Origin of the sequence: Pseudomonas sp. GM17 (assembly GCF_000282175.2) — a bacterium.
GTDB classification, from domain to species: domain Bacteria; phylum Pseudomonadota; class Gammaproteobacteria; order Pseudomonadales; family Pseudomonadaceae; genus Aquipseudomonas; species Aquipseudomonas chlororaphis.
Genome location: NZ_CP124732.1, coordinates 1019240 through 1044650 on the forward strand (window position 1 = coordinate 1019240; position 25411 = coordinate 1044650).

Consider the following 25411-nt stretch of genomic DNA (forward strand, 5'->3'; position numbering starts at 1 on the left):
ATGGCCTTCTCGACCCAGGACAGCGATGAGGTACTGAGCGAGATCAACGTCACGCCGCTGGTGGACGTGATGCTGGTACTGCTGGTGGTGTTCATTGTCACCGCGCCACTGTTGACCAACGCGATTCCGATCAACCTGCCCAAGACCGAGGCTGTGGCCCCGGTGGAGCAGAAGGACCCGCTGGTGGTGAGCATCGACGGCACCGGCAAACTCTTTATCAACAAGGACGAGATCCAGCCGGACCTTTTGGAAACCAATCTTCAGGCGGCCAAGGCCAAGGACCCGGAAGTGCGCGTGCAGTTGCAGGCGGACGACGGCGTCAACTACGGCGAAGTGGCCCGTGCCATGGCCTCCATCGAGCGTGCCGGTATCACCAAGCTTTCGGTGATCACCGCCCGCTGACCCAGTGTTGTAAGCCACGACTTTTCAGGCCGTCTCCTTGGCAGGGTGCGGCCTTTTTTTTGCCTGCGATTTGGCTCGGGGCGCTGGCCTGGACCGACGCCATCGCGAGCAAGCTCGCTCCTACAAAAGCCGGCGGGCGCCACGAACCTGTAGGAGCGAGCTTGCTCGCGATGCAGACACTGCGGTTTGCCGGCCTGAACGCCAGCATTCGTACAGCATCGGTACAGGTGACATTTAATATTCTTTATGGATCTTAATAAATAGCTTCTTATTCCTTAACGAATATAACTCTCGTCCCTATACTCGATCGGGAACAGACACGCAGGAGAGCTCCCCATGCGCAACGAATCAATTCGCTACCTGATTGTGCCGGGCTGGCAAGGATCGCCAGAAGATCATTGGCAAAGCCACTGGCAGAACAGCCTGCCGAACAGTGCGCGGGTGGAGCAGGCCGACTGGCTGACGCCCCGGCGCGAAGATTGGGTCGCGGCGCTGGCTGAGGCGATTGCCGCCGACAGCACCCCGGTGATCCTGATCGCCCACAGCCTGGGTTGCATCACCGTCGCACACTGGGCCGCCCACGCGCCGGCCAGTGCCTTGCGCCAGGTGCGTGGTGCGTTGCTGGTGGCGCCGGCGGATGTCGAGCGTCCGGCCTGCGCCCCGGCGCTGCGCAATTTCGCGCCGATCCCCACCGACCTGTTGCCGTTCCCGAGCCAGATAGTCAGCTCCGACAACGACAGCGCTATCAGTGCGCCGCGTGCCCTGGAGCTGGCCCGCCACTGGGGCGCCGAGGCGGGGATCCTGTCCGGTGCCGGGCATATCAACGTCAAGTCCGGGCACCAGCGCTGGGAGCAGGGTTTCGCGTACCTCTATCGCCTGCAAAACCGCATGGAACAGCATTCCCTGCGCCGCGCCTGATTTTTTCTTTTTGTTAAACGCCCCCGCCTGCCAGCGGATTTGGGCGGGAGTCTGCCATGAGTCTGCATGAGTCTTTCGGCCAGCCGCTGCTGACCTTTCCCGATGCTGAAAAAAGCCCGTTGAGCATCCGCGCCAAGGCGCTGGTGTTCGTCGATCCCCGTTCGCGGCAGTTGCGCCAGGAGCTGGAACAGCTGGCGCCGCGGGCGATCTCGGTGTTGATCCGCGGTGAAACCGGCAGTGGCAAGGAGCTGCTGGCCCGGCATATCCACCGCGCCAGCGACCGCAGCGGCCTGTTCGTGTCGGTCAACTGCGGGGCCATCAGCCCTACCTACGCCGACGCCGAACTGTTCGGCTACGCCGCCGGCACCTTCAGCGGCTCGGCCAGCAGCCGCGCCGGCTGGTTCGGCTCGGCCAACGGCGGCACCCTGTACCTGGACGAGATCGGCGACTTGCCGTTGCCGATACAGATCAAGCTGCTGTCGGCTCTGGAAAATCATGAGGTGACCCGGGTCGGCGCCCATCAGCCGAGCCCGGTGGACGTGCGCCTGGTGGCGGCCACCAGCATCGACCTGGCCCAGGCGGTGGCGGCGGGCAAGTTCCATGAGCGGCTGTATCACTACCTCGGCGAGGGCCACCTGGAACTGCCGGCGCTGCGCGAGAGGGTCGGCGACATCCTGTCGTTGGCCGAATACTTCCTCGGTATCTACAGCCAGCGCCTGGACCTGCCGGTGCCGCTGATCAGCGAAGCCGCCCAGCAGGTGCTGGAGCAGCACAGCTGGCCGGGCAACACCCGTGAGCTGGAGAACGTGATTCACTTTGCCCTGCTGGTCAGCAGTGGCGAGGAGATCCTGCCGGAGCACCTGAACCTGCCGCCGCAGCTGTCGCGGCTGGAGCTGGTGGATCAACAGTTGAAGGGCCTGATCGCGGACGGTTCCGCCGCCGAGTTGCAGGCGCTGAAGCATCTGCTCAAGCAACACGGCGTGATCTGAAGTCCCCTCCCATTCCTGATTCGTGCAGCGGGCTGCTTTCTGTAGCCGCTGCCGCAGGCTGCGATCGGCTGCGCAGCGGCCGCGCATACGACTGCGCAATCCCTTTGAAGGCAGCCTGAAAACCTGGCGAGCGCTGCGCGCTCGATCGCAGCCTGCGGCAGCGGCTACAGGGGCATGCACAGCGCCCCGGATGCGGGCTAGAGCGGTCCGATTGTGTATGAACAAAATGGAATATCAACGTGAATAAAAGATATTGTTAAGGCATAAAAAATCCCGGTATTGTCCGCTCCACGCCAGAGATAGCACTTCGCTGGCACCTTCATTACAAAAGCCGTCGTCACTGACGACTCATAAGGACACTGCATGAAAAAGGTTCTGTTGTTCACCGCACTGGCGGCTGCCCTGACTGCCGGTCTGGCCCAGGCTGGCGAGAAGCTGGTAGTGGCGGCCACCCCTGTGCCGCACGCCGAGATCCTCGAACTGATCAAGCCAACCCTGGCCAAGGAAGGCGTGGACCTGGAAATCAAGGTTTTCACCGATTACGTGCAGCCGAACGTGCAGGTCGATCAGAAGCGTCTGGACGCCAACTACTTCCAGACCCTGCCGTACCTGAAGAGCTTCAACGAAGGCAAGGGCACTAACCTGGTGACCGTGGTTGGCGTGCACGTCGAACCGTTTGGCGGCTACTCGAAGAAAGTCAAAACCCTGGCCGAGCTGAAAGACGGCGCGACCATCGCCATTCCGAACGAAGGCAGCAACAGCGGCCGGGCCCTGATCCTGCTGCAGAAGGCCGGCCTGATCGAACTCAAGGACCCGAAAAACGCCCTGGCGACCCCGAAAGACATCGCCAAGAACCCGCACAACTTCAAGTTCAAGGAGCTGGAGTCGGCCCTGCTGCCGCGCGTGCTGGACCAGGTCGACCTGGACATGATCAACACCAACTACGCCCTGGAAGCCGGCCTGAACCCGGCCAAGGACGCGCTGGTGATCGAGGGTGCCGATTCGCCTTACGTGAACTTCCTGGTGGCCCGCCCGGACAACAAGGACAGCGCCGCCATCCAGAAACTGGCCAAGGCCCTGACCAGCCCGCAAGTGAAAGAATTCATCGCGAAGAAATACAGCGGCGCGGTATTGCCTGCCTTCTGATGGGCTACGCTTAAGTCGTACAAACCCCTTCAAGGTTTAAACGCCGATGGCTTCTACAGCGTCGGCGTTTTTTATTGCCCGCAAGAACGGCTTCACCTTGTTTCTGTAGGAGCGAAGCTTGCTCGCGATCCAGGCGCCGCGGTGTATCGGCAAGGACGCAACTACGGGCAATCAACGATGAAGGGATTTTGCTCAGGAAGGCTTCATGGCCCGGCACAGCGCCTTCAGCCATTTGACGATGTCCTGCGGATCGAGAGGTTGCGGGGTATTGAGGTCGGTCATTGTTCTTATCGTCCATGTACGTGTCTGGCCCGTTGAAGTCGGGGGCCGCTTGTCCGTTCCTTGGAATCGGAAAGATCCCTTACGGCGTCAGAAAAGTAGCCGGCTCAGGCGCGCATGGCAAACCCCGCAGGTTAGTTTTTTGAGTGATATCAATATGCTTTAACGGTATTTAAATTATTGTTTTTATAGCTTTAAAGTCGATGCCTGCCGGGTGGTTACCCACCGCCCAATGGACTGCACCACCGCCGCTGTACCCCAGCGGCGTCCAGGATTGCCATGACCCTCGACTACGCTTTTATCCTCAGTACGCTGCCGGCCTTCCTCAAGGCCGTGGGCGTGACCTTGCAGGTCGGCCTGATCGCCATCGCCACCTCCCTGCTGGTGGCCCTGATCAACGCCACCATCCTGGTGTTCCGCACCCCCTACCTGCAGCGCCTGATCGGGCTGTACGTGGAGCTGGCGCGCAACACCCCGCTGCTGATCCAGCTGTTCTTCGTCTACTTCGCCCTGCCGGCATTGGGGCTGAAGATTTCCGGGTTCGCCGCGGCGATCATCACCATGACCTTTCTCGGCGGCGCCTACCTCACCGAGGTGCTGCGCGCCGGCGTCGAAGCGGTGCCGACGGCCCAGCTGGAGTCGGGGCGCTCCATCGGCCTGTCGCACTGGCAGCTGCTGCGCTACGTGATCCTGCCGCAGGCCGGGATCCTCAGCCTGCCGTCGCTGTTCGCCAATTTCATTTTCCTGCTCAAGGAAACCACTGTGGTCTCGGCGGTGGCGGTGCCGGAGATTCTCTACACCACCAAGAGCTACATCGCCCTCTACTACAAGACCTACGAAATGCTCGCCGTGCTCACGCTGATCTGCGTGCTGCTGTTCTTGCCGCTGTCGCTGTTGCTCAGCCGTCTGGAAAGGAGGTTGCAGCATGGCCAGTTCGGGTCTTGAACTGCTCTGGGTGTCCTTGCCGCAACTGGGCAAGGGCGCCGCGCAGACGTTATCGATCTCCCTGCTGAGCATCGCCTTCAGCACCGTCGGCGGCGTGCTCTATGGCGTGCTGCGGACCCTCGACCGCAAATGGCTGAACGCCGTGCTGCGCATCTACCTGGAGCTGTTCCGGGCGATCCCGGTGCTGGTCTGGCTGTACCTGCTGTTCTTCGGTTTCCCGATCTTCTTCGGCATCAGCATCCCCAGCTTCACCTGCGCGGTGCTGGCGCTGTCGCTGTGGGGCGCCAGCGAAGTCGGCGAGGTGGTGCGCGGTGCCCTGCATTCGCTGCCCCGCGGCCAGCGCGAGGCGGGGCTGTCGATCGGCCTGTCCGACCCGCAGCTGTACGGCTACGTGCTGCTGCCCCAGGCGCTGAAACGCATGACGCCGCCGACCATCAACGTCTACACGCGGATCATCAAGACCAGCTCGCTGGCGGTGCTGATCGGCGTGGTGGACGTGATCAAGGTCGGCCAGCAGATCATCGAGCGCACCTACGAATCGGTGCTGATCTACGGCGCCCTGTTCCTGTTTTTCTTCTTTATCTGCTACCCGCTGTCGGCCGCCTCGCGCGTGCTGGAGCGGCGCTGGACGCAAGCATGAGCGCACTGATCGAGTTCCAGGGTTTCAACAAGTTTTTCGGCGAGCAGCAGGTGCTCAAGGACATCGACCTCAAGGTCGCCCAGGGCGAAGTGGTGGTGATTCTCGGCCCCAGCGGCTGCGGCAAGTCCACCTTGCTGCGCTGCCTCAACGGCCTGGAAAAAGCCCACGGCGGCCACCTGAGATTCGCCGGCCAAGAGTTGCTGGACCCGGCCACCGACTGGCGCCAGGTGCGCCAGGACATCGGCATGGTGTTCCAGAGCTACCACCTGTTCCCGCACATGAGCGTGCTCGACAACATCCTGCTCGGCCCGCTCAAGGTGCAGAAACGCGACCGCCGCGAAGCCCGCGCCCAGGCCGAGGCGCTGCTGGAACGGGTGGGCCTTTCGGACAAGCGCGATGCCTTCCCGCGCCAGCTCTCCGGTGGCCAGCAGCAACGCATCGCCATCGTCCGTTCGCTGTGCATGAACCCGCAGGTGATGCTGTTCGACGAGGTCACCGCGGCGCTGGACCCGGAGATGGTCAAGGAGGTGCTGCAAGTGATCCAGGGCCTGGCCCGGGACGGCATGACCCTGTTGATCGTCACCCACGAAATGGCCTTCGCCCGCGCGGTGGCCGACCGCATCGTGTTCATGGATGCCGGGCGCATCCTCGAACAGCACCCTCCCGAGATCTTCTTTACGAACCCGCGGACCGCACGAGCGCAGCAGTTCCTGGAGAAATTCTCCTTCGTTGAAACACTGCCAAAAAAGATCCCTGCAAAGGAACTGGAGCTCTTATGAAAACTGCCAAGTCTTCGCTACTGCTACTCCCGCTGTTCGGCCTCGCCCTGCTGGCCGGCTGCGATAAATCCGCCGAAGCGCCCAAGCCCGCGGCCAGCGCCAGCGCTGCCCCGGCGGCCGGCTACCTGGACAAGATCAAGGCCCGCGACAAGCTGATCGTCGGCGTGTTCACCGACAAGCCGCCGTTCGGCTTCGTCGACGAGACCGGCCGCTACGTGGGCTTCGATACCGATATCGGGCGGCAATTCGCCAAGGACCTGCTGGGCGACGAGAACAAGGTGGAGTTCGTCGCGGTGGAGCCGGCCAGCCGCATTCCGTTCCTGCAGAGCGACAAGGTCGACCTGATCCTGGCCAACATGACCGTCACCCCGGAGCGCAAGGAAGCGGTGGAGTTCACCAACCCCAACCTCAAGGTCGCGGTACAGGCCCTGGTGCCTGATGGCAGCGAAGTGAAGAGCCTGGATGACCTGGCGAGCCGCACCACCATCGTCACCACCGGCACCACTGCCGATATCTGGCTGACCAAGAACCACCCGGACTGGAAACTGCTCAAGTTCGAGAAGAACTCCGAGTCCCTGCAAGCCCTGGCCAACGGCCGCGGCGATGCTTATGCCCAGGACAACCTGATCCTGTTCAGCTGGTCCAAGCAGAACCCGGGTTACCGCGTACTGCCGCAGACCCTGGGGGAGCAGGCGCCGATCGCGCCGGCGGTGAAGAAGGGCAATATCGAACTGCGTGACTGGGTCAACGCCGAACTGGCCAAGCTGGGCGAGGACAAGTACCTGCTCAAGCTCTACGACCAGTACGTGCGCAAGGAACTGAGCGACGACACCAAGCCGGAAAGCGTGATTGTCGAAGGCGGCAAGTGGCAGGGGTGACAGTCTGTGCCTGAGCCCCTGTAGCCGCTGCCGCAGGCTGCGATCGACCCGGGCCGCGTTCGGAGAACGGTCGCAGCGGTTTCAAGGTCGCCGAGGTCCTTCGGACCTATCGCAGCTTGCGGCAGCGGCTACAGGGATTGCATGCGACCATGCCGGCAAGCATTGCACCCCGTAGGAGCAGGGGGGACGCCTGGTTCTTGCCCGCGATGTTTTTGAGGCCGCTCAATCCGGCCAATACCACGCCGGTTCATCGAGCATCCCCTGGCCGACGATTTCGGTCTGGCCGAAATTTTTCTCTAGCACGATGCAGTTGCACTCCGGGTGTTGCTGCAACGCCGCGATCAACCGGCTGGCATGGGACACCACCCACACCTGGCATTGCTGCGAGGCGCGAATGATCAGGCGTGCCAAGGCCGGCAGCAGGTCCGGGTGCAGGCTGGTTTCCGGTTCGTTGAGCACCATCAGCGTCGGTGGCCGTGGCGTCAGCAGGGCGGCGACCAGCAGCAGGTAGCGCAGGGTGCCGTCCGACAGCTCCGCCGCCGACAGCGGCCGCAGCAAACCGTCCTGATAGAACTGCACGCCGAACAGCCCGCCGGGAACCGCATCGATCTCCAGCCGCGAACCCGGGAAAGCGTCGCTGATGGTCTCGCGCAGCGCATGCTGATCGCCCACTTCGATGATGGTCTGCAACGCCGCCGCCAGGTCGCGGCCGTCGTGGTGCAGCACCGGCGTGCGCGTGCCCAGCTGTGGCCGGCGCGCGGGGGCCTGGCTGTCGGTACGGAAGTGATCGTAAAAACGCCAGCCGCGAATCTGCTCGCGCAAATGCAGGACCTCGGGCGATGAACGCAGGTTGCCGACCTGGTCGAACAGGCTGTCGCCGCTGGAGGTGTGCTGCGCCAGGACTTCCCACTGCCGCCCCTGGCGTGCCCGCACCATCGGCCCCTGGCGATCCACCAGCACGCTGGCCGGGCGATACACCGGCCCGCTCCAGATGCTCTCGCGCTTGATCCGCGGGTCGAGGGTGAAGCGCGAGGGAATCGGTGTGCTGTGCCCGGGCAGCATGAAATGGCCGCTGGAGTCCGGCAGCCCCAGGCCGATCGAGTAACCGAAGTCCTCGCCGGCAAAACCCAGTTGCAGGCGCTTGACGGTCTTGCGTGGTCCGCCCTGGATCGCCACCTCGCCACGGCTCATGCGCCGGCTGATCTGTTCAGGCCCGGCCCAGAAGGTCGACTCCAGGCCGCCTTCGCTGGCCAGCGCGTTGACTACCCCGCCCTGGGCGGTTTCCGCCAGCAGGCGCAGGGCCTTGTACAGGTTGGACTTGCCGCTGCCGTTGGGGCCGGTGATCAGGTTCAGCCGCTGCAACGGAATCACCAGTTTGTTGATCGAGCGGTAATTGGCCACTGCCAGGGTCTTGAGCATGCCGGGGCTCCTTGTGCATGGAGGCGCAGTGTGCCTGATTTTCCCCTAAGCCAGCGCCCCTGCGGACTGCTCTTGTAGGAGCGAGCTTGCTCGCGATCAGGTTCGCAGAACCTGAAACTCCGCGCGTCACGACGCCCTCGTTGCTCAGCCGATCAACCATTACGCATTTGCTCCGCAGCCCGCGTGCAGCGGTTGAACCCTGTTCTAAGCTCACAGTCGTATCGTCACCTGTACGATGGCATCGCGCCAAGGAGCCTGCATGGCTGGTCTCGAATCGAAGTGGATAGTGGGTTTGATGCTGGCTGCGCTACTGAGCGGTTGTGGCGCGGAAAAGCCGACCGAAAAGGAGCGGCCGCGGGTGCGGGTGCAGCCAGTGCAGACCCGCGATTTCGCCGCGCAGGTAACCCTTACCGGCGATGTGCAGGCGCGGGTGCAGACCGAGTTGTCGTTCCGCGTCGGCGGCAAGATCATCCAGCGCCTGGTCGACGTCGGCGACCGGGTCACGGCCAGACAGGTCCTGGCCCGGCTCGACCCGAAAGACCTGCAGACCAATGTCGATTCCGCCGCCGCCTCGGTGTTCGCCGAGCAGGCGCGGGTCAAGCAGACCAGCGCGGCCTTCGTCCGCCAGCAGAAACTCCTGCCCAAGGGCTATACCAGCCAGAGCGAATACGATGCCGCCCAGGCGGCGCTGCGCAGCAGCCAGAGCGCCCTGAGTGCGGCCCAGGCGCAGTTGGCCAACGCCCGCGAGCAACTGAGCTACACCGCGCTGATCGCCGACGCGCCGGGGGTGATCACCGCGCGCCAGGCCGAAGTCGGCCAGGTGGTGCAGGCCACGGTGCCGATCTACAGCCTGGCCCGCGACGGCGAGCGCGACGCCGTGTTCAACGTCTACGAATCGCTGCTGGTGGCCCCGCCGAAGCAAGGCGCGATCACCGTCAGCCTGCTGGACAACCCGAACATCAAGACCACCGGCAAGGTGCGTGAAGTCACCCCGGTGGTGTCGGCGCAGAGCGGCACGGTGCAGGTCAAGGTGGCCCTCGACGGTCTGCCGGCGGGCATGGACCTGGGCTCGGTGGTCAGCGCCAGCGCCCACGCGGCCGGCCAGGCCAGTGTCGAGCTGCCCTGGGCGGCGCTGACCAAGAACCTCAACGAACCGGCCGTATGGCTGGTGGGCGAGGACGGCAAGACCAGCCTGCATACTGTCACGGTGGGGCGCTACCAGACCGGCAAGGTGATCATCAGCGAAGGCCTCAAGGGCGGCGAAAAAGTGGTGATCGCCGGCGGCCAGTTGCTGCACCCGGGGATGCTCGTCGAGGTCGTTTCCGAGACCGGCGCCCAAGGAGCCCAGCCATGAAGCGCCTGTCCCTGCTGTTATGCGCCGGCCTGACGCTGGGCGCCTGCTCCAAGGAAGAACCCGCGCCCGAGCCGGTGCGTCCGGTGCTGTCGTTCGAGGTGCGCGCCGAGTCCGAGGAAAGCCTCGGGCGGTTCGCCGGCAGCATCCAGGCCCGCTATGAAACCAACCTCGGTTTCCGGGTGCCGGGGCGCATCGCCAATCGCAATGTCGATGTCGGCGCCGAGGTGGGCAAGGGCGCCTTGCTTGCCACCCTCGACCCCACCGACCAGCAGAACCAGTTGCGTTCGGCCCAGGGCGACCTGGCCCGGATCGAGGCGCAATGGATCAATGCCCAGGCCAACGCCCGGCGCCAGCAGCAATTGTTCGACCGTGGCGTCGGCGCCCAGGCGCAGCTGGATATCGCCCAGACCGACCTGAAGACCACTCGCGCCTCCCTGGACCAGGCCAGGGCCGCGGTCAGCCAGGCCCGCGACCAACTCGCCTACAGCGAGCTGCGCACCGATCATGGCGGCGTGGTCACTGCCTGGAATGCCGAGGCCGGCCAGGTGGTCAGCGCCGGCCAGCAGGTGGTGACCCTGGCCCGTCCGGACATCAAGGAAGCGGTGATCGACCTGCCGGCGACGCTGGTGGACCAGTTGCCGGCCGACGTGGTGTTCAAGGTCGCCTTGCAGCTGGACCCGAGCATCAACACCAGCGCCATCGTGCGTGAAATCGAACCCCAGGCGCAGAGCGCCACCCGCACCCGGCGCTCGCGCCTGACCCTGACCGAAACCCCCGAAGCGTTCCGCCTCGGCACGGCCATCAGCGTGACCCTCAGCTCCGCCATCGTCCCGCGCACCGAGGTGCCGCTGTCGGCCCTGCAGGAAGTGGACGGCCAGACCCGGGTCTGGATCGTCGACCCGCAGGCGCAGACCGTGGCGCCGCGCGAGGTCACGGTGTTCAGCCGGGACCATGATTCGGCATTGATCGGCAGCGGGATCAAAATCGGCGAGCGGGTGGTGAGCGCCGGTGTGAACAGCCTCAAACCGGGGCAGAAAGTCAAAATCGACGAGGACAGCCCACGATGACGCCGGCCACAAAAGGGAGCTTCAATTTATCCGAGTGGGCCATCAAGCATCAGTCGTTCATCTGGTACCTGATGTTCGTCGCCCTGCTGATGGGCGTGTTCTCCTACATGAACCTGGGGCGCGAGGAAGACCCGTCCTTCACCATCAAGACCATGGTCATCCAGACCCGCTGGCCGGGCGCGACCCAGGAGGAAACCCTCAAGCAGGTCACCGACCGCATCGAGAAAAAACTCGAAGAGCTGGACTCCCTCGACTACGTGAAAAGCTACACCCGCCCCGGCGAGTCGACGGTGTTCGTCAACCTGCGTGACACCACCAGCGCCAAGGACATCCCCGAGATCTGGTACCAGGTGCGCAAGAAGATCAACGACATTCGCGGCGACTTCCCCCAGGGTCTGCAAGGGCCGGGGTTCAACGACGAATTCGGTGATGTGTTCGGTTCGGTCTACGCCTTTACCGCCGACGGCCTGAGCATGCGTCAGCTGCGCGACTACGTGGAGCAGGTGCGCGCCGAGATCCGCGAGGTGCCGAACCTGGGCAAGGTGGAGATGGTCGGCGAGCAGGACGAAGTCATCTACCTGAACTTCTCCACACGCAAGCTGGCAGCGCTGGGCATCGACCAGCGCCAGGTCCTGCAGAGCCTGCAATCGCAGAACGCGGTGACCCCGGCCGGGGTGATCGAGGCCGGGCCGGAGCGGATTTCCGTGCGCACCTCGGGGCAGTTCGCTTCCGAGAAAGACCTGGCCACGGTCAACCTGCGGCTCAACGAGCGCTTCTATCGCCTGGCGGATATCGCCGAGATCAGCCGCGGCTACGTCGACCCTTCGACGCCGCAGTTCCGCTTCAACGGCCAGCCGGCCATCGGCCTGGCGATCGCCATGAAGAAGGGCGGCAACATCCAGGACTTCGGCAAGGCCCTGCACCTCAAGATGGACCAGCTCACCGCCGAGCTGCCGGTGGGCGTGGGCGTACACACGGTGTCGGACCAGGCCGAGGTGGTGGAAAAAGCCGTCGGCGGCTTTACCAGCGCGCTGTTCGAGGCGGTGGTGATCGTGCTGGTGGTGAGTTTCGTCAGCCTGGGCGTGCGCGCCGGGCTGGTAGTGGCGTGCTCGATTCCGCTGGTGCTGGCGATGGTCTTCGTCTTCATGGAATACAGCGGCATCACCATGCAGCGGATTTCCCTCGGGGCGTTGATCATCGCCCTGGGCCTTCTGGTGGACGACGCGATGATCACCGTGGAGATGATGGTCACGCGCCTGGAGATGGGCGAGAGCAAGGAGCAGGCGGCGACCTTCGCCTACACCTCCACGGCCTTCCCGATGCTCACCGGGACCCTGGTAACGGTCGCCGGCTTCGTGCCCATCGGCCTCAACGCCAGTTCCGCCGGCGAGTACACCTTCACCCTGTTCGCGGTGATCGCCGTGGCCATGCTGGTGTCGTGGATAGTCGCCGTGCTGTTCGCCCCGGTGATCGGCGTGCATATCCTCAGCACCCATGTGAAGCCCCATTCCGAGGAGCCGGGCCGCATCGGCCGCGCCTTCAACGGCGGCCTGCTGTGGGCCATGCGCAACCGCTGGTGGGCCATCGGCATCACCGTCCTGGCGTTCGTGCTGTCGGTGGTCGGCATGCGCTTCGTGCAGAACCAGTTCTTCCCGTCCTCGGACCGGCCGGAGATTCTCGTCGACCTCAACCTGCCGCAGAACGCCTCGATCGCCGAGACCCGCATGGCGGTGGATCGCCTGGAGGCGACCCTCAAGGACGACCCGGACATCGTGCGCTGGAGCACTTACATCGGCGAAGGCGCGATCCGTTTCTACCTGCCGCTGGACCAGCAACTGCAGAACCCCTACTACGCGCAGCTGGTGATCGTCAGCAAGGGCCTGGAGTCGCGCACGGCGCTGACCGAACGCCTGAAAAAACGCCTGCGCGACGACTTCGTCGGTATCGGCAGCTACGTCCAGGCCCTGGAAATGGGCCCGCCGGTGGGGCGGCCGATCCAGTACCGGGTCAGCGGCAAGGACATCGACCAGGTGCGCAAGCACGCCATCGAGCTGGCCACCGAACTGGACAAGAACGCGCACATCGGCGAGATCATCTACGACTGGAACGAGCCGGGCAAAGTGCTGCGCATCGACATCGCCCAGGACAAGGCCCGCCAGTTGGGGCTGTCTTCGGAGGACGTGGCGCAGTTGATGAACAGCATCGTCAGTGGCTCCACCGTGACCCAGGTGCATGACGACATCTACCTGATCAACGTGGTCGGCCGGGCCGACGACAGCGAGCGCGGTTCCCCGGAAACCCTGCAGAACCTGCAGATCGTCAACCCCAACGGCACCTCGATTCCGCTGCTGGCCTTCGCCACCGTGCGTTACGAACTGGAGCAGCCGCTGGTCTGGCGCCGTGACCGCAAGCCGACCATCACCATCAAGGCCTCGGTGCGTGACGAAATCCAGCCGACCGACCTGGTCAGGTTGCTCAAGCCCGACATCGACACGTTCGCCGCCGGCCTGCCGGTGGGGTATTCGGTGGCCACCGGCGGCACGGTGGAGGAGAGCGGCAAGGCCCAGGGGCCGATCGCCAAGGTGGTGCCGTTGATGCTGTTCCTCATGGCGACCTTCCTGATGATCCAGCTGCACAGCGTGCAGAAGCTGTTCCTGGTGGCCAGCGTCGCACCCCTGGGGCTGATCGGCGTGGTCCTGGCGCTGGTGCCGTCGGGCACGCCCATGGGCTTTGTGGCGATCCTCGGGATTCTCGCGCTGATCGGCATCATCATCCGCAACTCGGTGATCCTGGTGACCCAGATCGACGAATTCGAGCGCGCCGGTCATTCATCCTGGGACGCGGTGGTGCAAGCCACCGAGCACCGGCGCCGGCCGATCCTGCTGACCGCCGCGGCGGCCAGCCTGGGCATGATCCCCATCGCTCGGGAAGTGTTCTGGGGGCCGATGGCCTACGCCATGATCGGCGGCATCATCGTCGCCACCCTGCTGACGCTGCTGTTCCTGCCGGCGTTGTATGTGGCTTGGTACAAGATCAAGGAGCCGAAGAAAACCACGGCTTGAGATTGTGCTCGTTCGAGAGGACGCCATCGCGGGCAAGCCTCGCTCCTACGCTGGAATACCCCGTAGGAGCGAGGCTTGCCCGCGAACCAGGCGCTACGGCCTATCTGGCAAACCGCTCAAACCTTGCGCCACACACTCGCCAGCCACGGCTGCTGCTCCCGCGGCAGGCCGGCGGGTCGGTAGTAATGCTCCAGCTCGACAAACCCCGCCGCGGTGAGCAATTGCTGCCAGGCCGCCAGGTCGTGGTAGGCGCCATAACGTGCGCCGTTCCAGCCTTCGCGGTTGTCGCCGCGCGGGTTGGAGCTGAACAGCACGCCGCCGGGTTTCAGCGTGGCGTGCAGTTGGCGCAGCACCCGCGGCAACTCCTGCGAGGGGATATGAAACAGCACGGCGTTGGCGAAGATGCCGTCGAAGCGCTCGGCGGGCAGGTCGAGCTTGAGGAAGTCCTGCTGCCAGACCTCGCAGCCGCTGTCGTCCCGGGCCATCTGGGCAAAACGCTCGGAGCCGTCGAGGCCGACCGCGATATGACCCAGGCGGGTAAAGGTCTGCAGGTCGCGCCCGGGGCCGCAGCCGAAGTCCAGCAGGGTGAAGGGCGCTGTGCCCTGGATATGTCGAAGCAGCGCGTCGATGTTCTGGCTGACATCGTGGTCGCGGGTGCCTTCGCGGAAATCTTCGGCCACCTGGTTGTAGTGACCCAGGGTGGTGGAGGTGATCTGGTCGAGGTCGTCGGGAGCGAGTTTCATGGCGGGCTGCGTTGGCTGGAGTGATGTGCCGAATATACTCCAAGGGTATTGACCCGGGTTGGGTGTGGGCCTTGAAAGCCAATCGCGAGCAAGCTCGCTCCTACAAAGGGCGACGCGATCAACCTGTAGGAGCGAGCTTGCTCGCGATGACATCCGAATGGACACCGCCGATCTCAACGCTTGTTGAGCACCCGCGCCAGGCGGTCGCCGCCCAGCTGGATCGCCGCCACCAGGATCACCAGCAGCACGATCACCGTGAGCATGATCTGGCTGTCGAAACGCTGGTAACCGTAGCGATAGGCGATGTCCCCCAGGCCACCGGCGCCGATAGCCCCAGCCATGGCCGAGGAGTTGATCATGGTCACCAGGGTGATGGTGAAGCCGCCGACGATGCCCGGCAGCGCCTCCGGTAACAGCACATGCCAGACAATGTGCCAGCGCCGGCAGCCCATGGCCTGGGCGGCTTCGATCAGGCCGTGGTCGACCTCGCGCAGGCTGACCTCGGCGATCCGCGCGAAGAACGGCGTGGCGGCGATGGTCAGTGGCACCACGGCGGCCCAGACGCCGTAGGTAGTGCCGACGATCAGCCGGGTGAAGGGGATCAGCGCCACCATCAGGATCAGGAACGGGATCGAGCGGAACAGGTTGACGAAAGCCCCCAGCACGCTGTTCAGCCTGGGTGCTTCATAGATCCCGCCCTTGCCGCTGGTGACCAGGATCACCGCCAGCGGAATGCCCGCCAGCAGAGCGATCAGCGACGACACGCCGACCATCAGGAAGGTATCGATAACGCCCTGGAGCAAGCGATCAAACCACATAACCCAGCACCTCTACCTGTTGTGTCCATTGCTTCTGTAAAAAGTGCTGCGCGCGTAAACGTTGTTCCTCGGCGCCCAGGGACGAGCCGCTGACCGCCAGTAGCAATTGCCCCAGGGCATGCCCCTGGATCCGTTCCACGCCGCCGTTCAGCAGCCGTACGCGCCCGCCCAGGGTGCTGAACAGCGCGGCCAGGTCTGGCTCGTCGCTGGTCCTGCCGGTGAACTGCACGCGCAATACCACCGCCGCGTCCGAAGACTTCGGCTGGGCCAGCAGACGGTTTTGCAACTCTTCCGGTAAGCCGTGCTGCAAGGGCGCCAGCAGGGTTTTGCTGACCTCGTGCTGCGGGTTGCCGAACACTTCCCAGACCGGCCCCTGCTCGACGATATGCCCATGCTCCAGCACCACCACCCGGTCGCAGATATCGCGGATCACCGCCATCTCGTGGGTGATCAGGACGATGGTCAGGCCCAGGCGCTGGTTGATCTGTTTGAGCAGGCCGAGGATCGACTGGGTGGTCTCCGGGTCCAGCGCCGAGGTGGCTTCGTCGCACAGCAGGATCGCCGGGTCGTGGACCAGCGCCCGGGCGATGCCCACCCGCTGTTTCTGCCCGCCCGAGAGCTGCGCCGGGTAGGCCTTGTGCTTGTCTTTCAGGCCCACCAGTTCCAGCAGTTCGCGGACCTTGCGCTCGCGCTGTTCCTTGGGCACGCCGGCCACCTTCAGCGGCAGCTCGACGTTCTGCCACACGGTCTTGGCCGACATCAGGTTGAAGTGCTGGAAGATCATGCCGATGCGCCGGCGCAGCTCCACCAGGCGGTCTTCGTCGAAGTCGCCGATGTCCACCTGATCGATCAGCACCCGGCCGCCCGAAGGCTGTTCCAGGCGGTTGATGGTGCGGATCAGCGACGACTTGCCGGCGCCGCTGCGGCCGATGATGCCGAACACCTCGCCGCGCTGGATCGCCAGGTCGATCCCGTGCAGGGCCTGCACCGGGCCTTGCTGGCCCTGGTAGGTCTTGGTCAGGCCGATGAAGCGCACGTGGGCCCGGTTCAGTTCTGGATGCAGCTCGGTCTGCTGCGCGTCCTGCCGCTGTTCGGGCGGTTGGTTCGGCGACTTGTGCGCAAGGTAGGCGACGCTCATCTCAACCTTCCCAGCCGGCTTGGTAGAGCTTGCCGTGGGCTTTGTCCAGGGCGGCGCGCACAGCCGGCGAATGCTGGTAGATATCGACGAACTTGATCAGCCGCGGGTCGGTCTTGCTCTTGGGCTGGATCACGAACTGGATCACGTATTCCTTGTGGTCGAGGCCGTCGAACAGCAGCGCCGAACCGGCATCGAAGGTCTTGGCCAGGCGGATATAGGCCGGGTAGCCCTGCACCAGGTCGGCGTCGTCATAGGCGCGTACCAGTTGCACGGCCTCGACCTGGAGGATCTTCAGCTTTTTTGGGTTGGCGACTATGTCGTCCTCGGTGGCCTTGTAGCCGACCCCCGGCTTGAGGCTGATCAGGCCGGCCTTGGCCAGCAGCTGCAAGCCGCGGCCGCTGTTGATCGGGTCGTTGGCGATGGCCACGGTAGCGCCTTCGGGCAGTTCGTCGAAGCTTTTGTATCGCTTCGAGTACAGGCCGACGTTGTTGATGATCCCCGGGGCGAACGGCACCAGGTTGAAACCGGCGGCGGCCTTGGCGTTTTCCAGGAACGGGATGTGCTGGAAGTAGTTCACGTCGATATCGCCGGCGGCCAGGCTGACGTTCGGCGCGATCCAGTCGCTGAACTCCACCAGCTCGACTTTCAGGCCCTGTTTGCCGGCCTCTTCGACGGCGGCCTCCAGGGGGATGGCGAAGGCGGCGGTGGTGCCGACTTTCAGCGGCGCGTCGGCGGCGAATACCGCGCTGCCGAACAGTCCGAGGGCGAGGGCCAGTGCTTTGACTGGGTGGCTTAAGAGCTTGGTTTTCATGATGTCGTTTCCAGTCAGTGCATGAAGTTTTCGGGTGTTTGGGCCGGCCTTATCGCGAGCAAGCTCGCTCCTACAGGGAATGGGCTCAACCTGTAGGAGCGAGCTTGCTCGCGATAGGGCGATAGCCCGCTCCGGCGTGTTGCTCGGGTAACTGCGCGTCCTGCCGGAACAGCTTTTCGCGCAGGGTGCCGTTGTCGTAGGCGGTCTTGTACGAGCCGCGGCGTTGCAGCTCGGGGATCACCAGGTCGATGAAGTCGGCATAACTTTCCGGGGTGACGATGCGGGTCAGGTTGAAACCGTCCAGGCCAGTCTCGGCGATCCAGGATTCGAGGTCGTCGGCCACCTGCTGCGGCGAGCCGACCACGGTGATGTAGCGCCCGCCCAGGGCGTGCTGGTCGAGCAGCTTGCGTCGGGTCCAGTCGTTGTTCTGCAGGTTCTTGGTGGCCGACTGGATGGCGTTGCTCTTCACGTATTGGATCGGTTCGTCGATCTCGTACTGGGAAAAGTCGATGGCGGTGGACGCCGAGAAATGCGCCACTCCGGCTTCGGCGCTGGCGTAGCTGCGGTATTCGGCGTGTTTCTTCCAGGCCAGCTCCTCGGTCGCGGCGACTATCACGTTGAGCCCCATGAACACCTTGATGTCCTCGGGATTGCGCCCGGCCGCCACGGCGCTGGCGCGGACCTTGTCCACCTGGGCGCGGGTCGAGGCTTTGTTCTGCCCGCTGATGAACACGCACTCGGCGTGGCGCCCGGCGAACAGCAGGCCGCGATCGGAACTGCCGGCCTGGAACAGCACCGGCGTGCGCTGCGGCGAGGGTTCGCACAGGTGATAGCCCTCGACCTGATAGAACTCGCCCTTGTGCTCGACCTTGTGCACCTTCTCCGGCCGGGCGTAGATCCGTTGTTCGCGGTCGTTGATCACCGCGTCGTTTTCCCAACTGCCTTCCCAGAGCTTGTAGAGCACTTGCAGGTATTCATCGGCCTGGTCGTAGCGCCGGTCGTGCTCGGCCTGTTCGCTCAGGCCCATGGCCTTGGCGGCGCTGTCGAGGTAGCCGGTGACGATGTTCCAGCCGACCCGGCCGCGGCTCAGGTGGTCCAGCGTCGACATGCGCCGGGCGAACAGATACGGCGGCTCGTAGGTGAGGTTGGCGGTGAGGCCGAAGCCGAGGTTGCGGGTCACCGCGGCCATGGCCGAAACCAGCAGCAGCGGATCGTTGACCGGCAGCTGGATCGACTCCTTGAGCGTCACGTCCACCGAGTTCTGGTAGACGTCGTAGACCCCGACGATGTCGGCGATGAACAGCCCGTCGAACAGTCCGCGCTCCAGCAGCTGCGCCAGCTCGGTCCAGTACTCGATAGTCTTGTACTGGGTCGAGGTGTCCCGTGGATGGGTCCACAGGCCGTGGTTGATGTGCCCGATGCAATTCATGTTGAAGGCATTGAGCAGGATCTTTTTTTTGCCTTTCTCCAGAGCACTCATCAGATAGTCCCCCGCAGTGGCGGGTTCGTCTGGTTGAGGTAGTAGTTGCCCACCGCGTGGTACTTCCAGCGCACCGGGTCGTGCAGGGTGTGCACCCGGGCGTTGCGCCAGTGCCGGTCGAGGCCGTGTTCGGCCAGGGTCGCCTGGCTGCCGGCCAGCTCGAACAGGGTGCTGCCGGCGGCCAGGGAGATTTCGGTGCTGATGGCACGGGCCTCGGCGACCGCGATGGACGCGGCGGCCACCGTCTCGGCGTCGGGCTCGACCTGGGCGGCGTCGAGGAACTCCCCGGAGCGCTCCAGCAACGCCTCGGTGGCGTGCAGGCGAATGCTCAGGTGGCCGAAGCTCTTGAGGGTCAGCGGGTCTTCGCTGGCCTTGTCGCTGCCGGAATCGATCCACGGCCGGGTCTTGGTGCGCACGAAATGCAGGGCGTCCTCATAGGCGGCGCGGGCGATACCGGTGTCGATGGCGGCGTGGAGAATCTGCGCCAGCGGGCCGACGGTGGTCGGGCGCTCGAAGGCGCTCTGAAAGGGAATCACGTCCTCGGCGGCGACGAACACGTCCTCGAATACCACCGAGCCGCTGCCGGTGGTGCGCTGGCCGAAGCCGCTCCAGTCGTCGATCACGTTCAGGCCCTGGCTGCCCGCGGGGACAAAGGCCAGTTGCTGCACGCCGTTTTCGTCCACCACCGACGTGGGGATGCGCTGGGCGTAGAGGGCGCCGGTGGAATAGAACTTGCGACCGTTGATGCGATAGCCGTCGCGTCCGTCCTGCACATCCCGGGTCAGGCGAGTGGTGCGGTCATGGGCGGTCTTGGTGCCCAGTTCGGCCAGGGCATTGCCGAAGCGCTGGCCGGCCAGGACCTCGGCGTACAGGCGTTTTTTCTGCGCTTCGCTACCGTTCACCCGCAGCACTTCGAGGGCGTAGAAATGGTTCTGCGGGATCTGCCCCAGGGAGCCGTCGGCCTGGGCGATCAGGGCGATGACCTTGGCCAGGGTGACGTTGGACACACCGGCGCCGCCGTATTCCCTGGGCACGCTGATGCCCCACAGGCCGGAGCGGGAAAAGGCTTCGAGTTCGGGGTGGGGCAGGCGGCGTTCGCGGTCGCGCAGGGCGCTGTCGCGCTTGAAATCCTCGGCCAGGTCGCTGGCGACGATCAGGGCTTGCTCATCGCTGGTTATGACCGCGACGTGTTGAGAAAGAGTCATGTACTTCTCCAGAGATCTGGTCGCTTAAATCCAGGAATGGCGAGCCGGCAGGGTGCCGTTCAGGTGATAGGCGCCGACGGCGTGGTATTTCCAGCGCACCGGATCGTGCAGGGTGTGGACCCGGGCGTTGCGCCAGTGCCGGTCGAGGTTGAACTCGGCGAGGGTGGCGCGGCTGCCGGCCAGCTCGAAGAGTTTCTCGCTGGCCAGCAGGGAGATCTCGGTGGTCAGCACCTTGGCTTCGGCCACGGCGATCGAGGCGCGGGCGGCGGATTCGGCGCTGATCGGCGCGGCATTGACCTGGTCCAGCACCTGGCCGGCCTTGCGCAGCAGGGCCTCGGCGGCGTGCAGTTCGATTTTCAGCTTGCCGATGTCGGCGATCACATAGAGGTCGTCGCTGGCCCGTTCGACGTTGGCGTCGACCCACGGCCGCGAGCGTTCACGCACGAAGCTGACGGCGTCGTCGATGGCGGCGCGGGCGATGCCGGCGTCGATGGCCGCCTGGATCAGCTGCGAGACCGCGCCCTGGATATTCGGCGACTCGTTGATGCGCCAGTTGTCCACCACCAGGTCGGCATCGACTCGCACGTTGTTGAGCAAAATGGTGCCGCTGGCGGTGGTGCGCTGGCCGAAGCCCGACCAGTCGTCGACGATGCGCAGCCCTGGCGTGCCGCGCCGGACGAAGGCCAGGACCTGCCTGCCGTCGTCGTTCAACGCCTTGACCGCCACCCAGTGGGCGAACAGGGCGCCGGTGGAATAGAACTTCTGGCCATTGAGCAGATAACCGTCGCCGTCGGCGCTGATCCGTGCCTTGAGTTCCAGGGTGTTTTTGGTCCCGCGTTCCGGGCCGGCGTTTCCGATGCGCCAGCCTTCCAGCACGCTCTGGAACAGCTGCTTTTTCTGCCGTTCGGTGGCGCTACCGAGGATCAGGTTGAGAATGCCGAACTGGTTCTGCGGGATCTGTCCCAGGGCCGGGTCGGCCGCGGAAATGATCGCGAAGACTTCGGCCAGGGTGACGAAGGAAACCTGCGGGCCGCCGTATTCACGGGGGATGGCAATACTGCCCAGGCCACTGCGGGTGAAGTGTTCGATTTCCGCCCACGGCAGCTTGCGCTGCTGGTCGCGCCGGGCCGCCTGCTGGCGGGCGACGGTGGCCAGTTCATGGGCGGCTTGAAGGGCTTCTGCGTCGTTCAGCAGAACCCGTGCGGGCAACAACAGGGGGGCGACATCCAGATCGCTCTGGGCATTTGCATCGGCCAGATTGGACATCAGTGCCACTCCTTGGCTGCACGCAATGCCCTGGCGATCTGCACTGGGGTGATTGTGTTCCGGACCATACCTACCTCACATCTTTGGAAGTGCCGCGCCGTGGCGGCGAAATCGGGTTCAAGAATGTCCGGTGGTCCGGTTCATATACCCTATGCGCGTATAAAAATTAAATAAACTAACTTTTAGGAATATGTATAGAAGGGGTTTACGTATACGGCAGGTAGGAAAAGGCGAAGGGTAATGGGAGATAGATCTGAGGCCTGTAGCCGCTGGCGCAGCCTGCGCGCGGCGACGTAGTCGTCGTAAACCGGCGTATGCGATGTGTCTGGCGGAATGTGACGGCGGGTTTGCGTTCGCTGCACAGCCCATCCTGGGCTCGGCAGCGAGGGTACAGGTCAGGCCTGGGGATGGCCCGAGGTGAGGAACTTGCTGAGGAATTGCCGGGTGCGTTCTTCCCTGGGGTTGGCGAACAGCGCCTTGGCTTCGCCCTGTTCGACGATCACCCCCTTGTCGAAGAAGATCACCCGGTTGGCCACGTCGCGGGCGAAGCCCATTTCGTGGGTGACGATGACCATGGTGCGCTTTTCTTCGGCCAGGCCGCGGATGGTCGCCAGCACTTCGCCTACCAGCTCCGGGTCGAGGGCCGAGGTCGGCTCGTCGAACAGGATCACCTCCGGCTCCATCGCCAGCGCCCGGGCAATCGCCACGCGCTGTTGCTGGCCGCCGGATAGGCGCCGCGGATAGGCGTCTTCCTTGCCCGCCAGGCCGACCTTGGCCAACAGTCCGCGGCCCAGGGCCAGTGCCTGCTCGCGGGGCGTCTTCTTCACCACCAGCGGGCCTTCGATGACGTTTTCCAACGCGGTGCGATGGGGGAACAGGTTGAAGTTCTGGAACACGAAACCCACCTGCTGGCGCAGTTGCCGCACCAGGCCCTGCTGCTGGGTCAGCGGCCGGCTGCCATCGATTTCGATGTTGCCGACCTTGATCCGGCCGCTGGTAGGTTCTTCGAGGAAATTCAGGCAGCGCAAAAAGGTGGTCTTGCCCGAGCCGCTGGGGCCGATGATGGCGACCACCTCGCCTTCCGCCACCGTCAGGTCGATGCCATTGAGGACGGTCTGACCCTTGAACTGCTTCGTCAGTTTTTCAACCACAATCATGGGTTCAGGACTCCTGGTCGTGCCGATTGACCCGCTCTTCCAGTCGGTTCTGCAGGTGCGCCAGCACGCTGGCCAGAACCCAGTAGATCAGCGCGGCGGCAAGATACATGGTGAAGACTTCGAAGGTCCGGGCGGTGATCAGCTGTGCCTGGCGGAACAGTTCCGGGACCTGGATGGTGGCGGCCAGGGCCGTGTCCTTGACCAGCGAGATAAAGCTGTTGCCCAGGGGCGGCAAGGCCGTGCGCATGGCTTGCGGCAGGATCGCCCGGCGCAGGGTCTGGGCCCGGGTCATGCCAATGCTGGCCGCCGCTTCCCACTGCCCGCGCTCGATGGAGCCGATGGCCGCGCGCAGGATCTCGCAGGCGTAGGCCGCCATGTTCAACGAGAAGCCGATCAGCGCCGCCGGCAGCGGGTCAAGCTCGATACCCAGCTGCGGCAGGCCGTAATAGATCACGAACAGTTGCACCAGCAACGGCGTGCCGCGAAAGAACGACACATAGACGCGGGCGATCCAGCTCAGCAGCTTGAAGCGCGACAGGCGCATCAGCGCCAGGGCGAAACCCAGCGCCAATCCGAAGAACATGCCGCCGAGGCTGAGGATGACCGTGAAATACGCGCCCTTGAGCAGGAAGGGCGCGGAGTTCAGCAACAGCTGCGTGGTTTCGGCGATTTGCTGGCTCAACTGCGGGAAAGACAGTTCGAACTGAAAACCTGCTTCCATTATTGAGTGACGTCAGCGTTGAAGTATTTTTCCGAGAGCTTTTTCAGCGTGCCGTCGGCGCGCAGTTCCTCGATCGCCTTGTTCACCGCGGCCAGCAGTTCGGGTTCGCCTTTGCGCAGGGCCACGCCGGCTTCCTGGCGGGAGAAGGGCTCGCCGGAAACGGCCAGGGTGTCGTTGGTTTTCTTGATCAGCTCGAAGGCGGCCAGGCGGTCCACCAGGATCGCGTCGATACGGCCTACGCGCAGGTCCTGGTACTTGGTCGGATCGTCGTCGTAGGTCTTGATGATGGCTTGCGGCACGTTGTCCTTGAGCCATTGTTCGTAGTTGGTGCCCAGGCCGACACCGACCTTGTGCCCGGCCAGATCGGCGGCGGTCTTGAACTTGCCTTCGTTCTTCTTCTGGGTCAGGGCCTGGATGCCGGAAACGGTGTAGGGGGTGGAGAAGTCGTATTTTTTCTTGCGCTCATCGGAGATGGTCACCTGGTTGATCACCGCGTCCAGGCGCTTGGACTCCAGGGCGGCGAGGATGCCGTCCCACTTGGTCGGCTGCAGTTTGACCTTCACACCCAGCTTCTGCGCCAGGGCTTCGGAGAACTCGACTTCGAAGCCGGCCAGCTTGCCGCTTTCGTCGACGTAGCTGAACGGTGGATAAGTGCCTTCCAGGCCGACGTTGATGGTGCCGGCGTCCTTGATCTTCTGCAGTTGCTCACCGGCAACCGCTTGCCCCAGCAACCCGGCACCGAGGGCCAGACCCAGCGAGCCAATGAGGATATTTCGACGTAGTGCGGAAAAAATCATGACAAGCCCCTGTGTTTTCTTATGCAGATGCGGTTGGGAGATGCAGGTCAATCGGTGAGCGGGAACGAGCGCCTTATCCTGCACTAAATGCAGCGTATGCGTCTCGCGGCAAATTCGCCTGCGGCGCGACTATAAGTGGCTGCTTATAGATGTAAAAATAATATAAATTCACATTGTTATTCTTTTTATAAATATACATCTCTGTAGCCGCTGCCGCAGGCTGCGATCGATTGGGCGGCATTCCGACGTAGCAGGCGCAAATCCGGCGAACGCGTCTTTTCTGATGCGCTGCATGCGCAGGTTTTACGACGGCTGCGCCGCCGATCGCAGCCTGCGGCAGCGGCTACAAGGTCAGTGTTCAGGCAAACGAGCCGGCATAAGCGAACAGCGCCGGCGCGCCGCCGGTGTGCAGGAAGATGATCGGGCCGTCGTCGAAGCGCTGGCGGCCGATGCCGTCGAGCAGGCCGGCCATGGCCTTGCCGGTGTAGACCGGGTCCAGCAGCAGGCCTTCCTGGCTTGCCAGCAGTTTCACCGCGGCCAGGGTGCCGGCATTCGGTTCGCCATAACGCGGGGCGAAATACTCGTCCCACAACTCCACCTTGAAGCTCTCCGGCAACGTCACCCCGAGCAATTCGGCGGTGCGCTCGGCCAGGCCCTGGACCTTCGGCCGTTGCGCTTCGTCGGTGCGCGACACGGTGACGCCGATCACCGGCAACTGCGGCAACACTTCGCTCAAGGCCAGGGCCAGGCCGCTGTGGGTGCCGGCGCTGCCCGAGGCCAGCACCACGGCGGCGAAGTCGAGCCCGCTGTTGTTGATCTGCTCCGCCAGCTCCAGGCCGGCGCGCACGTAACCCAGCGCGCCGAGGGCGTTGGAGCCGCCAATCGGCACCAGGTACGGCTGCTTGCCGCTGCTGCGCAGGCGCTCGGCCAGGGCCTGCAACTGCTCGTCGGCGTTGTCCAGGTTCTCCACCAGCTCGACCTTGGCGTCGAACAGGTCGAGCAGCAGGCGGTTGCCGTTGCCCAGGTAATTGCTGTCATCGGTGCCGATGGGGTTTTCCAGCAAGGCGACGCAGCCCAGGCCGAGCTTGGCGGCCAGGGCCGCGGTCTGGCGTACGTGGTTGGACTGGATGGCGCCCGCGGTGATCAGGGTGTCCGCGCCCTGGGCCAGCGCATCGGCGGCCAGGTATTCGAGTTTGCGCAGCTTGTTGCCGCCCATGGCCAGCGGCGTGGTGTCGTCGCGCTTGACGTAGACATCGCGGCCCAGCCAGGTGGACAGGCGTTCGAGTTTTTCCAGGGCGGTGGCGCCGCCCAGCAGGTCGAGACGGTTAAAGCGGTCGAGCTGTCGTTTGATCATGAGGCCGCACAGGTTGTCAGAGGTGTCAGGGACTATAGGCAGC

Annotated in this window: 23 protein-coding genes; 11 read left to right on the plus strand and 12 right to left on the minus strand. The window is 64.2% G+C overall.

Annotated elements, in window-relative coordinates:
• The 8 genes from PMI20_RS04550 to PMI20_RS04585 all read left to right on the plus strand — a co-directional run bounded on the left by PMI20_RS04550 (position 1) and on the right by PMI20_RS04585 (position 6976).
• Complete coding sequence (locus PMI20_RS04550) at positions 1–402, plus strand: ExbD/TolR family protein (RefSeq protein WP_007923324.1); 402 nt, start codon at positions 1–3, stop codon at positions 400–402.
• A gap of 336 nt (positions 403–738) precedes the next feature.
• Positions 739–1320 carry an alpha/beta hydrolase gene (locus tag PMI20_RS04555; protein ID WP_007923326.1) on the plus strand — a complete coding sequence of 194 codons (582 nt, stop codon included), beginning with the start codon at positions 739–741 and terminating at the stop codon, positions 1318–1320.
• A 56-nt stretch (positions 1321–1376) separates the two neighbouring features.
• Positions 1377–2309: a sigma 54-interacting transcriptional regulator gene (locus PMI20_RS04560; RefSeq protein ID WP_009041661.1), complete on the plus strand. Its 933-nt coding sequence runs from the start codon at positions 1377–1379 to the stop codon at positions 2307–2309.
• Positions 2310–2672: 363 nt separating this feature from the next.
• Complete coding sequence (locus tag PMI20_RS04565) at positions 2673–3455, plus strand: MetQ/NlpA family ABC transporter substrate-binding protein (protein WP_007925335.1); 783 nt, start codon at positions 2673–2675, stop codon at positions 3453–3455.
• Between the two features lie 558 nt (positions 3456–4013).
• The gene (locus tag PMI20_RS04570) at positions 4014–4679 is read left to right on the plus strand and encodes an amino acid ABC transporter permease (protein ID WP_007925334.1); all 666 of its coding nucleotides are present in this window, start codon (positions 4014–4016) and stop codon (positions 4677–4679) included.
• Positions 4660–5319, plus strand: a complete 660-nt coding sequence (locus PMI20_RS04575) for an amino acid ABC transporter permease (protein WP_007925333.1) — start codon at positions 4660–4662, stop codon at positions 5317–5319. The genes PMI20_RS04570 and PMI20_RS04575 overlap by 20 nt, the downstream gene beginning before the upstream one ends.
• The gene (locus PMI20_RS04580; RefSeq protein ID WP_007925331.1) at positions 5316–6098 is read left to right on the plus strand and encodes an amino acid ABC transporter ATP-binding protein; all 783 of its coding nucleotides are present in this window, start codon (positions 5316–5318) and stop codon (positions 6096–6098) included. Before PMI20_RS04575 ends, PMI20_RS04580 begins: the two co-directional genes overlap by 4 nt.
• Complete coding sequence (locus tag PMI20_RS04585) at positions 6095–6976, plus strand: transporter substrate-binding domain-containing protein (RefSeq protein WP_007925329.1); 882 nt, start codon at positions 6095–6097, stop codon at positions 6974–6976. The genes PMI20_RS04580 and PMI20_RS04585 overlap by 4 nt, the downstream gene beginning before the upstream one ends.
• 222 nt (positions 6977–7198) lie before the next feature.
• Here PMI20_RS04585 and PMI20_RS04590 read toward each other — a convergent pair whose 3' ends face one another.
• On the minus strand, positions 7199–8395 hold the full coding sequence (locus tag PMI20_RS04590) for an AAA family ATPase (protein ID WP_007925328.1): 1197 nt from the start codon (positions 8393–8395) through the stop codon (positions 7199–7201).
• Positions 8396–8654: 259 nt separating this feature from the next.
• Here PMI20_RS04590 and PMI20_RS04595 point away from each other — a divergent pair, with 259 nt between their 5' ends.
• The 3 genes from PMI20_RS04595 to PMI20_RS04605 are packed head-to-tail and all read left to right on the plus strand — an operon-like array spanning position 8655 to position 13878.
• The gene (locus PMI20_RS04595) at positions 8655–9749 is read left to right on the plus strand and encodes an efflux RND transporter periplasmic adaptor subunit (RefSeq protein WP_007925325.1); all 1095 of its coding nucleotides are present in this window, start codon (positions 8655–8657) and stop codon (positions 9747–9749) included.
• Complete coding sequence (locus PMI20_RS04600; protein WP_007925323.1) at positions 9746–10816, plus strand: efflux RND transporter periplasmic adaptor subunit; 1071 nt, start codon at positions 9746–9748, stop codon at positions 10814–10816. Before PMI20_RS04595 ends, PMI20_RS04600 begins: the two co-directional genes overlap by 4 nt.
• Positions 10813–13878, plus strand: coding sequence for an efflux RND transporter permease subunit (locus PMI20_RS04605; protein WP_007925322.1), 3066 nt, complete (start codon positions 10813–10815; stop codon positions 13876–13878). The genes PMI20_RS04600 and PMI20_RS04605 overlap by 4 nt, the downstream gene beginning before the upstream one ends.
• A gap of 116 nt (positions 13879–13994) precedes the next feature.
• On the opposite strand, the gene PMI20_RS04610 is transcribed toward PMI20_RS04605, so the two are convergent.
• The 11 genes from PMI20_RS04610 to PMI20_RS04660 form a co-directional block, all read right to left on the minus strand.
• Complete coding sequence (locus PMI20_RS04610; RefSeq protein WP_007925320.1) at positions 13995–14621, minus strand: class I SAM-dependent methyltransferase; 627 nt, start codon at positions 14619–14621, stop codon at positions 13995–13997.
• Between the two features lie 173 nt (positions 14622–14794).
• On the minus strand, positions 14795–15439 hold the full coding sequence (locus PMI20_RS04615) for a methionine ABC transporter permease (RefSeq protein ID WP_007925318.1): 645 nt from the start codon (positions 15437–15439) through the stop codon (positions 14795–14797).
• Positions 15429–16577, minus strand: a complete 1149-nt coding sequence (locus PMI20_RS04620) for a methionine ABC transporter ATP-binding protein (RefSeq protein ID WP_007925317.1) — start codon at positions 16575–16577, stop codon at positions 15429–15431. Before PMI20_RS04620 ends, PMI20_RS04615 begins: the two co-directional genes overlap by 11 nt.
• A 1-nt stretch (position 16578) precedes the next feature.
• Positions 16579–17388 carry a MetQ/NlpA family ABC transporter substrate-binding protein gene (locus tag PMI20_RS04625; protein WP_007925316.1) on the minus strand — a complete coding sequence of 270 codons (810 nt, stop codon included), beginning with the start codon at positions 17386–17388 and terminating at the stop codon, positions 16579–16581.
• Between the two features lie 85 nt (positions 17389–17473).
• Positions 17474–18868: an LLM class flavin-dependent oxidoreductase gene (locus PMI20_RS04630; protein ID WP_007925315.1), complete on the minus strand. Its 1395-nt coding sequence runs from the start codon at positions 18866–18868 to the stop codon at positions 17474–17476.
• A complete protein-coding gene (locus tag PMI20_RS04635) occupies positions 18868–20073 on the minus strand; it encodes an SfnB family sulfur acquisition oxidoreductase (protein WP_007925314.1) in 1206 nt (401 codons plus the stop codon). Before PMI20_RS04635 ends, PMI20_RS04630 begins: the two co-directional genes overlap by 1 nt.
• Before the next feature lie 24 nt (positions 20074–20097).
• Positions 20098–21339 carry an SfnB family sulfur acquisition oxidoreductase gene (locus PMI20_RS04640; RefSeq protein ID WP_007925312.1) on the minus strand — a complete coding sequence of 414 codons (1242 nt, stop codon included), beginning with the start codon at positions 21337–21339 and terminating at the stop codon, positions 20098–20100.
• 395 nt (positions 21340–21734) lie between these two features.
• A complete protein-coding gene (tcyN, locus tag PMI20_RS04645) occupies positions 21735–22496 on the minus strand; it encodes an L-cystine ABC transporter ATP-binding protein TcyN (protein WP_007925310.1) in 762 nt (253 codons plus the stop codon).
• Positions 22497–22500: 4 nt separating this feature from the next.
• Positions 22501–23166, minus strand: a complete 666-nt coding sequence (tcyL, locus tag PMI20_RS04650) for a cystine ABC transporter permease (RefSeq protein ID WP_037005081.1) — start codon at positions 23164–23166, stop codon at positions 22501–22503.
• A gap of 50 nt (positions 23167–23216) precedes the next feature.
• Positions 23217–24014 carry a cystine ABC transporter substrate-binding protein gene (tcyJ, locus tag PMI20_RS04655; protein WP_007925306.1) on the minus strand — a complete coding sequence of 266 codons (798 nt, stop codon included), beginning with the start codon at positions 24012–24014 and terminating at the stop codon, positions 23217–23219.
• 358 nt (positions 24015–24372) lie between these two features.
• Positions 24373–25368, minus strand: coding sequence for a D-cysteine desulfhydrase (locus tag PMI20_RS04660; protein WP_007925304.1), 996 nt, complete (start codon positions 25366–25368; stop codon positions 24373–24375).
• Positions 25369–25411: the final 43 nt, after the last annotated feature.